The organism is Chryseobacterium sp. RU33C (genome assembly GCF_900156015.1).
In the GTDB taxonomy this organism is placed as follows: domain Bacteria; phylum Bacteroidota; class Bacteroidia; order Flavobacteriales; family Weeksellaceae; genus Chryseobacterium; species Chryseobacterium candidae.
This window is the reverse complement of record NZ_FTMT01000034.1, coordinates 19,614-33,218: the sequence shown is the minus strand read 5'-3', so window position 1 is coordinate 33,218 and position 13,605 is coordinate 19,614. Positions and strand designations below refer to the sequence as shown.

General features: G+C 37.9%; 10 protein-coding genes. 5 read left to right on the top strand and 5 right to left on the bottom strand.

Annotation, left to right across the window (positions count from 1 at the left end; all coding sequences use genetic code 11):
• Window positions 1-115 precede the first annotated feature (115 nt).
• Entirely contained in the window at window positions 116-607 is a 492-nt protein-coding gene (locus tag BW946_RS20135; RefSeq protein ID WP_076597878.1) for an SRPBCC family protein, read from the bottom strand.
• A 199-nt stretch (window positions 608-806) separates the two neighbouring features.
• Between BW946_RS20135 and BW946_RS20130 the strand changes: the two genes are divergently transcribed.
• The 5 genes from BW946_RS20130 (at window position 807) to BW946_RS20110 (ending at window position 7,077) form a co-directional block, all read left to right on the top strand.
• Window positions 807-2,351, top strand: coding sequence for a sensor histidine kinase (locus BW946_RS20130; protein WP_076597877.1), 1,545 nt, complete (start codon window positions 807-809; stop codon window positions 2,349-2,351).
• Window positions 2,352-2,509: 158 nt separating this feature from the next.
• Window positions 2,510-3,196: a response regulator transcription factor gene (locus BW946_RS20125; protein WP_002982671.1), complete on the top strand. Its 687-nt coding sequence runs from the start codon at window positions 2,510-2,512 to the stop codon at window positions 3,194-3,196.
• A gap of 78 nt (window positions 3,197-3,274) precedes the next feature.
• On the top strand, window positions 3,275-3,919 hold the full coding sequence (locus BW946_RS20120) for a polyadenylate binding domain-containing protein (protein WP_228402666.1): 645 nt from the start codon (window positions 3,275-3,277) through the stop codon (window positions 3,917-3,919).
• Window positions 3,920-4,058: 139 nt separating this feature from the next.
• Complete coding sequence (locus BW946_RS20115) at window positions 4,059-4,301, top strand: hypothetical protein (RefSeq protein WP_228402664.1); 243 nt, start codon at window positions 4,059-4,061, stop codon at window positions 4,299-4,301.
• Window positions 4,302-4,371: 70 nt separating this feature from the next.
• Window positions 4,372-7,077 carry a TonB-dependent receptor domain-containing protein gene (locus tag BW946_RS20110; RefSeq protein ID WP_083688934.1) on the top strand — a complete coding sequence of 902 codons (2,706 nt, stop codon included), beginning with the start codon at window positions 4,372-4,374 and terminating at the stop codon, window positions 7,075-7,077.
• Window positions 7,078-7,343: 266 nt separating this feature from the next.
• On the opposite strand, the gene BW946_RS20105 is transcribed toward BW946_RS20110, so the two are convergent.
• From BW946_RS20105 to BW946_RS20090, 4 genes are all read right to left on the bottom strand, one after another.
• Window positions 7,344-7,841, bottom strand: coding sequence for a cupin domain-containing protein (locus tag BW946_RS20105; RefSeq protein WP_076597874.1), 498 nt, complete (start codon window positions 7,839-7,841; stop codon window positions 7,344-7,346).
• A gap of 25 nt (window positions 7,842-7,866) precedes the next feature.
• Entirely contained in the window at window positions 7,867-10,149 is a 2,283-nt protein-coding gene (locus tag BW946_RS20100) for a GH92 family glycosyl hydrolase (RefSeq protein WP_076597873.1), read from the bottom strand.
• A gap of 21 nt (window positions 10,150-10,170) precedes the next feature.
• Window positions 10,171-11,031 (bottom strand): ROK family protein, encoded by an 861-nt coding sequence (locus BW946_RS20095; RefSeq protein WP_076597872.1) that lies wholly within the window; start codon window positions 11,029-11,031, stop codon window positions 10,171-10,173.
• A gap of 133 nt (window positions 11,032-11,164) precedes the next feature.
• The gene (locus BW946_RS20090) at window positions 11,165-13,573 is read right to left on the bottom strand and encodes an endo-beta-N-acetylglucosaminidase H (protein ID WP_076597871.1); all 2,409 of its coding nucleotides are present in this window, start codon (window positions 13,571-13,573) and stop codon (window positions 11,165-11,167) included.
• Window positions 13,574-13,605: the final 32 nt, after the last annotated feature.

The window sequence follows — 13,605 nt, the reverse complement described above, 5'->3', positions numbered from 1 at the left end:
GTTCTCAACCAATTTATGCTTATTTTTGAAGAAAGGCTCAGATTATAAAATCCAAGCCCTGACTTTTTAACTTACACACTTTGTGGGATAGTGTCTATTTTTTACTGGTTTAAACTTATCCAATCAATTCTTCCAATTGATTAAGCCCCATTTTAAAACCTTCTTCAAATCCCATATCCATAAGTTTTTTCATAATTTCAGGAGAATGATAATGGATATTAATGGTTACTTTAGTTCCTTCCTCCACTCCGGTAAAGCCAAGCAGCCATTTTGACCTTGGGAAATCTTCATTGACATTCCCTTTCTCATCACAGAAGGCACTCATCCAGTCGAGACTTCTGTGCTCCGTTATTTCCCCATATTGAGTTTGAGCATACATAGGTCCTTTTTCACCGTTTGGGCCTACCATTGTATACATCCAGATCCCTCCTTCTTTGAAATCCTGACTTACCGTTTCACATTTCCACGGTTTAGGCCCCCACCACTCATCCAATAATCTGACTTGTGTAAAATGGTTCCAAATGGTTGAAACATCAGCCTTAAAGATCTTCATAACATAAACATTTGATGCATCAAAATCTTTGTTGAAAATAATAACAGATTCCATAATTTTTATTTTTAATAAAGTTAGCATTTTATTATTGAAAAGGACTTTTCATATAACAAGTAAAGGATAATTCATAAATAATTGTTAAAAAACACTCTTTTAAGAAAAAAAAAACAATTATTTGGCTCGTTTTTTGTTTATGTAGTCTTAAAATAATTAATTTTAACATTCATTTTTTCAAAACCTATATAATTAAATAATGAATAACAAATTCATCCCAATAATTTCAGTGTTTATGACAATCTCACTGATTGTCTTCGTGACGCTCCAATTTTATTGGTTGAAAGGCTATTACGGCGTACTGGAACAGGATTTTTCAAATAAAGTATATGCGGTTTTGGAAAGTACTTCAAAAAGTATTGAAGAGATTGAAGCTGATAAATACCTGAATCAGGATTATAAAGATTTCAGAAAAAATATTCTGGCAAACAGTAAACAGCCGTCTTTAACTACAATCCAACAAGTGGAAGACTCCGGTACTCAAAGACAGATTATCTATTCCAAAAATATTATTGAAAAAACGCAGCTCCCAATTTCTCAGAAAGGAGATTCTATTAAGCTGACTACTCTATATACGGACGAAGCTGCCTACAAAATAAAAAGAGACACCACAAACCGCGAACTTCTTACCACAGATATCAATCAGGAGATCGAAACGGGAGATTACTCTATGAAAGAGTTTGTGAAAGTATATGGAAACAACCTTCCTATTACTAAAAGAGTAGATCCTAAAACACTGGACTCCGTTATTGCCAAAGAACTTAAAATACGAGGGATCACTGCCAAGTTCGGATATGGAGTTCTGGATCGTAATAATAAGCTTACCAGCATTGCCAATAAGGCTTATAAAGAAAAGAAAGACAGCAATACCTACAGTTTTCCTCTTTTTGCAGATAAGAAAAATACGTTATACAGCCTTGCATTGGTATTTCCTAAAAAAGAATATTCCCTGGCGATGAACAACTGGCCGATGCTTTTGGGAACATTCCTTTCTCTCCTTACCATTCTTGGAATTTATATTATTTCCATCAATTATATGATGAGACAGAAAAAGCTTGCTGAAGTAAAAACAGACTTCATCAACAATATGTCCCATGAGTTTAAAACTCCATTGGCAACCATTTCTGTCGCAACAGATTCATTGGCCAATGACAAAATTGCCACCAATCCGGATAAGGTAAAATACTATTCCGAACTGATCAAACAGGAAAACTTAAGGATGAAAAAGCAGGTGGAAAATGTGCTTAATATGTCCAAGCTTGAGCGAAATGAAGTAGAGCTGTTTTTAAAGGAAGCCAACGTAAGAGAGCTGATTAAAAAAACAACAGAATCTTTCAATCTGATTGTACAGCAAAGAAACGGAACGCTTACGCAGAAGTTCAATGCTACGCAGTACAATTTTAAAATAGACGAATTCCATATCTCCAATATGCTGGTCAACTTACTGGATAATGCCAACAAATATTCTCCTGAAGCACCGGAAATACATGTGGAAACAAGAAATGAGGGACACTGGTACGTGATTGAAATTTCCGATAAAGGAATGGGAATGGATACCCAGAATAAAACCAAAATTTTCGAAAAATTCTTCAGAGAAGAAACCGGAAATATTCACAATGTAAAAGGACAGGGATTAGGCCTTTCTTACGTGAAGAAAATTGTAGAACTGCACAAAGGACAGATTATCGTAGACTCTCATAAAGGAAAAGGAAGTACGTTCACGATAAAGCTGCCAATGAGCTAGAAAATAAATGATAGATGATAAGCGATAAATGATAAAAAATATCTTCACATCAATTATCAATGATCGTTTATCAATTATAAGTTTAAACCAAATATCAAAATATAGAAGATAGAGTGAGGAAGTTCATTCTTAATTGTTAATTATTAATTATTAAAATTATGAGCAACAGAATATTATTAGTAGAGGACGATCAGAGTTTCGGGGCGGTACTTAAAGATTATTTGACCATAAATAATTTTGAAGTAACTCTTGCCACTGACGGGGAGCAGGGACTGAAAGAATTTACAGAAAATGAATTCGATATCTGCATATTTGACGTAATGATGCCTAAAAAAGACGGATTTTCATTAGCGGAAGATGTAAAAAAGATTGATAAAAATACACCCATCATATTCCTTACTGCAAGAAATATGAGAGAAGATATCTTGAAAGGATATCAGCTGGGAGCTGATGATTATATCACAAAGCCTTTTGATACTGAACTTCTTTTATACAAGATCAAAGCAATTCTTCAGAGAAGTTCTACCTTGGAAAATGAAGAACAGGAACAGTTCAAGATCAGCAATATTTTCTTTGACTCTATGCTGAGACAGCTGAAAGTAGGTGATAAAGAATACAAGCTTTCTCCTAAAGAAAATGAATTATTAAAACTTCTTTGCATCCACAGAAATGATTTTATGCCAAGAGATCTTGCCTTAAGAAAAATCTGGAAAAAAGAAAATTACTTTACAGCAAGAAGTATGGACGTTTATATTGCCAAGCTTCGTAAGTTGTTAAAAGACGACGAAGGATTAGAAATCATCAACGTTCACGGAGAAGGATTCAGGCTTTTGGTGAAAAATTAATCCAAAAATCAAATTATAAGTATAAAATTAGCAAAACAATTGAAAATGTTTTGCTAATTTTGTTTCATACCCATGGATATGAAGAATACATTTATAGGTTTGATCGCCGTATCACTATTAGCCGCATCCTGTAAAAAGGATGAAAGAGCTACTTACTTAAAAGATGAAGCTAACGCAGGACAACCCAAAGTAGCCCTAAATACCACCTCAAAAACCGCTCTGATGGATCAGGCAGGTATCCAATCCAGCCCTAATCCTGCTCCTATGGCTACCGCTCCGGGAATGAATCCTCCACACGGACAGCCCGGACACCGATGTGATATTCCGGTAGGGCAACCTCTGAATGGTGCTCCTGCTACCGCTACTCCTACTTCTCAAAATATAAATGCAAACGGAAACAATATTGTTCAGTTAGATCCTAATGCCGTATCACCAGGAAAAATTACCATTGACAACAATGGAAAACAGGCGAAAACAGCGCCGGGAATGAACCCTCCACACGGACAGCCGGGACACCGATGCGACATTCCCGTAGGACAGCCATTAAACAGTAAGCCCGCTCCAACACCACAGCCAGCACAAAATACAGTTCAGGCTACTCCAAGTCCGGCTCCCGCTCCTGCTGCACAGAATCTGGCAATGGGTGAAAAACCCAAACTGAATCCGGCACATGGAGAACCCTGGCATAGCTGTTCTCTGAAAGTTGGTGATCCATTACCATAAATTTTGTATTTTTGCAGAGATGAAGCTGTTTCACCTACTTGCAATAGTTTTTTGTCTGGGAGTTTTTTTGATTCCCAAGGATAACTTTTATGCGCAATCTATGCAGGAAACATGCTGTAAAGCAGAATCTTCCCAAAAAATGGACTGCTGTAAAAATCATTCTTCAAAAAAAGACAGCAACCATGATAAAACAAAATCATGTAATGATGACTGCTGCTCGTCATGTGTTGCCTGTTACACGTTTATTGAAACCCCTTTCTCAAAAAATTTACGTCTGGAACTTTCTTATTACAAATCAAATAAGAATCCTCAGTTTCAGTATGCAGATCCTTATCTTTCAGACCGTTTAAAGGAAATCTGGCAGCCGCCCAAGATAGGTTAATTAAAATCTTAAGGGTTCATTATGTCCTATAGTGAACTGTTTTTTTAATTAATTTAAACTTTTAAACAAAATGAAATTATCTATTTCCAGGTTAATACTTGGTGCATTATTCCTGTTTACCCAATTGATATCTGCTCAGACCCTTTCAAAAAATCAGTTCAAGGTAAAAGGGAACTGCGAAATGTGCAAAACCCGAATTGAAAGTGCGGCCAAAAAAGCAGGTGCTAAAACGGCAGTCTACTCTATCGATCTTCAAACCTTAACCTTTGAAACAGACAAAACATCTGCCGATGATATTTTAAAAAAGGTAGCTGATGCAGGGCATGATAATGAGAAATTCAAAGCTTCTGATACAATCTATGAAAGCCTTCCGGGATGTTGTCATTACGACCGGGACTTACAGCCTTCACAGGCAGAAACACATCATGAGAACCATGCAGAAACTAATATTTCCACTAAAAAAGAAAATGAATTCTACGTAAGAGGAAACTGCGCTTCTTGTAAAGCAAGAATTGAAAAGGCAGCAAAAGATGCGGGTGCGAATACTGCGGAATGGAATGTAGAGAAACAAACGGTTGCTTTACATTTTGACCCTTCAACAACTTCATCAGATAAGATTTTAAAAGCAATTGCTGATGCAGGGCATGATAATGAAAAATATAAAGTATCAGATGCCGTATACAACGGACTTCCGGGATGCTGCCTGTATGACAGGGATTTCACTTTTGGTGAACCCAATCCAAAAGTACACTACGAAGAAGAAACAAAGCATGAGAATCATAAAAGCAATGATACCTCGAATGCCCAGGAGGATCATGCTCAGCAAGAAAGGAGTATTGATGGTGTTGTTGTAACAGGCTCTAAGGCGGCAACAGCTTTAAGCAAGAAAGAGGCCGGACTTGTCTTTACTATTGATAAAAAAGAGCTGTTAAAGGCAGCTTGCTGTAATCTTTCCGAAAGTTTCGAAACCAATGCAACGGTAGATGTATCTTTCAGCAATGCGGTTACCGGGACAAAACAGCTGAAAATGCTTGGTCTGGATCAGAAATATACCAGCTTAACGAAGGAACAACTGCCTGAAATCAGAGGATTGGCTTCTGCTTACGGATTAAACTTTATCCCGGGAAGATGGATTGAGAGTATTCAGCTGACAAAAGGTGGAAGTACCGTAACGAACGGTTATGAAAGTATCACGGGGCAAATCAATACTGAGCTTTTAAAGAATGCAAAGACTCCTGAAACATCGCTAAACCTTTTTTCTGACTTCAATGGAAGAGCAGAAATCAATATTACCAATGTTTCTCCTATCAACGATAAATGGTCACAAACCTTTCTTCTTCACGGAAACGGAACTTTTGGCAATACGGATATGAATGATGACGGTTTTCTGGACAGACCGAAAGGAATACAGATCAATGCAGCCTATTTATTGAATTATAATGACCTTGAAAAGTCAGGATTCGGGTCTCATTTCGGGATTAATTTTATCAGAGATGAAAGAACTGCAGGACAGATTGGTTTTGATAAAAAATTGTCTCAGGATAAACAGTCTCCCTATGGTGTAGGAATCGATATTTCAAGATTCCAGGTCTGGAATAAAACAGGGTATGTTTTTAAAGGAAAACCTTACCAGAGTATCGGATGGATGAACCAGTATGTTTATCACCAACAGGACAGCTTCTTCGGATTAAGAAATTATGCAGGGCAGCAGCACACATACTATTCCAATTTAATTTTTGAAAGCATCATCGGAAATACCAACCACAAGTATAAAGCGGGTGCAAGTTTCTTATATGACGGATATAAAGAAACGTATCTGACAGATGATATGAGAAGAAATGAAATTGTACCGGGAATTTTTGCCGAATATACTTTAACTGGTTTAAAATATACTTTAGTGGCTGGTTCAAGGGTGGATTTTCACAATCTTGCAGGCACTCAGTTTACACCGAGGCTTAATTTCAAATATGATTTCACGCCTCAGACTATTTTAAGACTTTCTGCGGGAAGAGGATTCAGAACGGCGAATGTTTTTGCGGAAAGCCAGCAGTATTTTGCATCAAACAGAGCCATTAATATTGTACCCAACGGCGGAAATATTTACGGATTAAGACCTGAAATTGCATGGAATTATGGGGCAAGCTTACAACAGGAATTTAAGCTATTCGGAAGAAAATCCAGCATTATTGCAGACTTTTTCAGAACAGATTTCCAGGATCAGGTGTTGGTAGATTTGGATAAGTCTCCTCAACAGCTGACATTCTATAATCTGGAAGGAAAATCCTTTGCTAATTCATTCCAGACGCAGTGGGATTTTACGCCTTTCAAAAATTTTGATGTAAGGCTAGCTTATAAGTATTATGATGTACAGGCTGATTATATCGGAGGAAGAAGAGAAGTTCCTTTTATGGCAAAACACAGGGGTTTTGTGAACCTGGCCTATTCAAGCAATAAAAATGATAATGGTGGATTCTGGAGCTTTGATACGACTTTAAACTGGGTTGGAAAGCAAAGACTTCCTGATACATCAACTAATCCGGCAGAGTTTCAGCTACCAGCTTATTCGGAATCTTATGCAGTTCTGAATGCTCAGATCTCAAGAAATTTCAATAAAAAGATCAGAGCTTATGTTGGAGGAGAAAACCTGACTTCTTATTATCAGAAAAATGCGATTGTAGATTTTAAAAATCCTTTCGGAAATTATTTTGACGGCGGAATGGTGTACGCTCCAATTATGAAGGCGAACTTCTATGTGGGACTGGATGTGACGTTTTAAAAGCGGGAAGCTGGAAGAATGAAGCAGGGAGCGCTATTAGCCGGTAGAATTCTTATTTGGGAATAAATTACAGATGTTCTCTGAATAAACAAAACCTAATAGGTCTTTGAGACCTATTAGGTTTATTTTTTTGCTGTCAGCTAATAAATTCAGCATTGATACCGAAGAATAATAAAAAGTTTTGAAAACCCGCAGCAACTCCCATCTTCCTGACTCAAGCTTCCTGACTCAATACAAAATCCGCTTCAATGAAGCGGATTTTGTATTTATCTCCCAAAGTCATCCTGTACTCTTACGATATCGTCTTCGTCTGAAGGATTGGAGGCATCGGTATGCTGCCAGATTTCAGCTACAATTCCCCAGTCTGACAAACCTATCAATCTGTGTCTTTCGCCCTGCTGAAGTTTCACCTGATCTTTCGGCCCGTATTCTTTCAATTCTCCTTCTTCATCAGTATTGCTTCTTTTAATTCCTACCGTTCCTTCCACTACCTGCCAGATTTCGGCTCTTCTGTGGTGATACTGCCAGCTTAATCTTGCTTCCGGAGCAACGATAAGAATTTTTGGGCTTAGTTTTCCTCCTATTCTCAGGTTATCTACATCAATTCCATCGAAATATTGGTTGGCAAAATCCTGTGCCTGTGTTTCATCAATTACAAAAAAACCACCCCATGGTCTTGTATCATCTTTTGCTGCGATGTTAAAACCTTGTGTCTGCAGCATGCTTCCTACTCTATCGAATATTTCTTTTTTTCCTGTACTCATACAGCTTGTATTTCTAAATTAACAATTATTTATTTGATTCTTCTTTTGACATTGAATAGGGAAAATCTTTTTCCTGTGAACCTCTTTCTTTATTGGGCTTGTTATCCATCTTAAAGTCTAAAATGGCTCCTTTCATCAATTCTTTATGGCTCAGCCAGTTTTTGGAGTAAGGCTGTTGGTTTACGTTCAAAGATTTTACATATAAATTATCTGCGTTGTTTTCCGGAGCTTTTATTTCAATTTTCTTACCATTTTCCAAATAGATGGTAGCTTCTTTAAATAAAGGTGCACCTAATACATACTGATCTGTTGCCGGCGTTACCGGATAAAACCCAAGGGCTGAGAAAATATACCATGCGGAAGTCTGTCCATTATCTTCGTCACCGCAATATCCGTCAGGGGCAGCGTGATACAGTTTGTTCATCACCTGTCTTGCCCAATATTGAGTTTTGTAAGGAGCTCCTGCATAATTGTACAGATAAATCATATGCTGGATAGGCTGGTTTCCGTGGGCATACTGTCCCATATTCATGATCTGCATTTCTCTGATTTCGTGGATCACGCCTCCATAATAACTGTCATCAAAAACCGGAGGCAATGAAAATACTTCATCTAATTTGGCTTCAAATTTCTTTTTCCCACCCATCAGTTCTGCCAAACCGTCGATATCCTGGAAAACAGACCATGTGTAATGCCAGCTGTTTCCTTCTGTGAAAGCATCTCCCCATTTGAAAGGATTGAATGGTTTCTGGAAATTACCGTCTTTATTTTTACCACGCATCAGACCTGTTTCTTTATCAAACAGATTTTTGTAATTATACGCTCTTTTTTTGTAAATATCAATTTCTGAAGCTGGTTTTCCCAATGTTTTCCCCAGTTGATAAATGGAAAAGTCATCATAGGCATATTCTAACGTTCTTGCCGCATTTTCATTGATTTTCACATCGTAAGGAACATAACCCAATTCATTATAATATTTTACTCCTGCACGGCCTACCGCTTCAATAGGGCCTTCGTTATTGGCTCCATGTTTTACGGCCTGCCAAAGGGTTTCCACATCGTATCCACGAAGTCCCTTGATATAGGCATCTGCTACTACGGACGCGGAATTGTTTCCGATCATAATATCAGAATATCCGGGGCTGCTCCATTCCGGTAAGAAACCTCCTTCTTTGTAAGCGTTCACCAATCCTTCCTGCATTTCAACATTGATCGAAGGATACACAAGATTCAGGAACGGGTACAAAGCACGGAAAGTATCCCAGAAACCTGTCCCGCCAAACATTCTTCCATCTACAATTTTCCCGTTGTAAGGACTCCAGTGTTTTATTTTGTTCTGCGCATCCACTTCATATAATTTTTGCGGGAAGAATAACGTTCTGTATAAAGAAGAATAAAATGTTCTCATCTGCTGATCTGTTCCTCCTTTTACGTCTATTTTTCCAAGTGTTTTATTCCAGATATTTTTAGCATCGTTTTTTACCTGTTCAAAGTTTTTATTTCCGATTTCTCTTTTAAGATTCAATTCTGCCTGTTCAAAGCTGATGAATGAAGAGGCTACTTTTGCATATACCGTCTCTTTGTTTTTAAGCTTAAAACCTACTACAGCTCCGGTATGATCACTGGTAATTTCCAATTGATCATTCACCAGTTTATCGTCTTTCCAGGTTTTTGTCAGTTCAAAATCTTTATCAAACTGAATGACAAAATAGTTTTTAAAGTTTTCATATTTCCCGGTAGAATATCTTGTCGTATAGCCCAGAATTTTTCTTTCCTTCGGTAAAATCTTGATGTAAGATCCTTTGTTTAACGCATCAACCACTACATAAGCGCTGTCTGTCTTTGGAAAATCAAATTTAAAATAAGAGGCTCTTTCAGTAGGGGTAAATTCTGTGGTAACATTGATGTCCGCAAGATAAACGCTATAGAAATAAGGTGTGGTAACCTCAGCTTTATGGCTGAACCAGCTTGCTCTTTCGTCTTCTTTAAATTTCATCTTTCCTACTCCAGGCATGATGGCAAATGCGCCGTAATCATTCATCCATGGAGAGGGCTGGTGGGTTTGTTTAAATCCTTTTATTTTATCTGCATCGTAGGTATAAGCCCATCCGTCACCCATTTTACCGGTCTGCGGTGTCCAGATATTCATTCCCCATGGAAGTCCGACTGCCGGATAGGTATTTCCATTGGATAATGAAGGTTTGGATTGTGTTCCCATCAAAGGATTCACATAATCTACGGGTGAAATATTCTGACCTAAAGCCCAGGCCTGTAATAACAGTAAGCAAGTAGAAAATATAAACTTCATTGTATCTTTTCGTTTTTTAATTTATATACGCTTTTTTAATGCATAGCTGGCAGCTCCAAGAATGGCCGCATCTTCAAATATCGCAGAAATTTTAACCTGCAAGTTAATATTATTCTTTGTTAAATTCTGAATAAATTGTTGTTCAAAATAAGGATATGCTTTGGCTATATTTCCTCCTATAACTAAAACTTTCGGTTTATAGTGGTCTACATATTTCTCAATAAATTCTGAGAAAGAGTCTGCATATTCATCAAATATTCTGGTTTGTATTTCTTTGGGCTTATCCAACAAATCTTTAGTCCCTGAGATTTCTTCTCCGGTCATTTCTTTATAACGATTCACAAACCAGCGTGTCGCCAGATAGTCTTCACTGATAGAAGCTCTGAAAGGAGAATCCCATAGGTCTTCATCAGTAGCCAATTCTCCATTGAAGAAAGTAGTTCCCAACCCTGTACCGAGTGTCACGCCAAAAATCCTGTTGAATCCCTGAGCACAACCTCCGTATACTTCTCCTTCCATAAATGCTGCAGCATCATTTACAAAATGAATCTGCTCCTGAGAAATACCGAGTCTTTTTGCCAGTTCTTCTTTAATATTCACCTGATAGATATCTATAAATTTTCCCTGCTGCATCAGCGATATTCCGTTTTCATAATCGAAAGGTCCGGGCATTGCAATACCGATCAGAAGATCTTCTTCTACCAGATCATGAGCCACTTTCTCAATGGCTGAAACCCATGCCGAGAAAATAATCTCCTTTTTATCAAAAGCATCTACATGTTCTCTTACATAGGTTGATGAAATGATTTCACGTTTTTCCGGATCTACCTGAGCCAGCGTGATGTGCGACCCTCCGATATCAATTCCTATTATATTCTGCATTATTTTTTATTTTAAATTCAAGACATCCCTGTGACTGAAAAAACAGACAAACAGAAGTATACATTCTGTCTGCCTGTTTTGTATTTCAGACTTTGTTTTTATTTATTCCATTAACTATTTCATTATCTGAATTTTATTTCACGATAATTTTACCTGTTGATATTACTTTACTGTTTGCAGATGTAATCTTGTAAATATAAGTACCACTGATTAAATCCTGTGTATTCACTGCATTATTATTTTGATTAATGTTCTGTTTTTTGAATAATTTTCCTGAAATATCATACAATGCTACTTCAGCTGCCGAATTGTCGCCAATAGCAAAGTGAATATCATTTCCTCGTTTCACAGGGTTCGGATAGACTGCGCTGTTATCTTTCACAGATTCAACATCTTTCACTGCAAGATTAGAAGCACAGGCAACATCTGTTCTCCAGTTGGCATCTGTCATATTGATCAGGGTTGCAAAATGAGTGTTGGCTGTAGCATCCAAAGCTCCCATTCCACTTCCTTCATCCATTTTCCAGTTGGCTTCAAGACCTGTAGAGTTGGCAGGAACATTACAGCTGTTACTCTGGATTTCCTGTGGTGTAAGTGCTTTTTTCCAAACTCTGAATTCATCCAGAAAACCGTTGATTGTACGGGAATTATCATAGTTTCGTCCCAGATAAAGGATTCCGTTTGCCGTAAAGTTACCCGTTACCGCAAAAGTGGCATCGAGGTTCCCATTTACATAAATTTTCATTGCCGCACCATCATAAGTGGCTGCTATATGATACCATGTATTAGTGTTGAATGCTGTATTCGTATTCAGTTTCACCTGTGACGAACCAAAACTCAATATAAACTGCAGCTTATTATTCGCCAGGTTTCCATCTCCGAAACGAAGCATGGCCGAGTTATTATCTCCTACTTCTATACCCATTACTGATGAGATATATGGGAAGCCTGTTTTGAAAGCATTTACTTTTACCCAGCCTTCAAATGTCACGGCATTTCCACTCAGGTTAAATTGTCCTGCATTAAGATAGTGTGTGCTTCCGTTAAAAGAAAGAGACCTTGCCCCCGGACTTGTAACCGGAGCAAAACCACTGTTGAATGATCCTTCCCCTGAATAGGTACTTGTAGTTCCTCCCGCACATGAAGCCTGTACTTTCCATACATAGTTTGTATTAGGTGTCAGGTTTTGTAATGAATAGGAATTAGTTGTAATATTTGGAATTTCAGACCAGGTTGTAGCAGCGGCAGTTTTATATTGCAGTGTATATGAAGTTGCGTTTCCTGCATCCCAAGACAACTGAGCGGTATTACCAAGGAAACTTCCGGAAGTCAATCCTGATGGCGTAGTGCAGCCACTTCCGGAGTTGAACCTTGGGGCAAAAATATAAGTACTTGTTAATGTCGGTGAGCAGTTCGACTGTATTCTCCAATCGTAATTGGTATTCAGGGTAAGATTGTTGATGACAATATTATTCCCTGAATAATTATTAGCAACGTTTGTCCATACCGTTGAATTAGCTGGTTTGTAATCAATATTGTAAGACTGGGAAGCATTGGAAGCCCAGTTCAGCTGGGCAGAAGTTCCTGTTACATTGGAAACATCAAGTCCCAGTGGCGGATCACAGGTTTGCCCCTGAGACCATGAATATAACTGACCGCTTAAAAGAGTATTTTCATTATAAAGAATATTGGAGCCTGTGCTAAGATAGCTTGCTACGTCCGTCCCTCCCAGATCATACCACATAAACACTCCGTATTGGTCATTCTTTGTACTGGTAGCTAAGCTTGCCAGTGTAGTTGCAGAAGTTGAACTTGGATTTGAGTTTTGAATCCAGGTTGCAGCAGCAGAAATTTTAGATTTATCAAGAGGTGGAACAACAGGTGCATTGTAAGTACTATACATTGCGTTCCAGGTATAATTAATATAATTTCCTGCTAAATCTCCGTTATACGTTTGTCTTGTAGTAGCAGGTCCGTAATAATAGAATGTGATCAGTTTATCCGGCATTGCAGCTTTTAATTCCTTCAAAAGCATTACAAAAGAACTGTTATTGGGCTGTCCTGTTCCGTTATTTCCATATCCCGCGTATTCATCATCAAGGTCTACTCCATCCAAACCGTAGGTATAAACAGTATGAGCTACCTGTAAAGCGAAATCTTTAGCCGCTTCACGATTAGGAAAATTGGAAATCCCGGCTCCCTGGTGGTTTCCCAATAGATCCAGTAATACTTTTATTCCTTTTTGCTGTAAGGGTTTTACGTAAGTATTAACATCATTCAGAACTTTAGTAACATTATTATTGTTTGAGATATAAGCTCGGTTTTTGGAAACATCATAGTTGATATTCGCTGCAAAAATAATCGCAACATCAAAAAGCTGTCTGTTGGTATTCTGCAGAGTATATGAACCTGCATTCAGCATATTATTGTTATTCACCTCCACATAGCAGACTCCCAAAGGATTAAGCTGCTGGGCTTTGAGCAACGGCGCTGTCTGAAGCATCAGGGCCATTAGGGGAATAAAAAAGGATTTTTTTCTCATAGTATATCAATTTTGTAGTAGAAAAATCATTG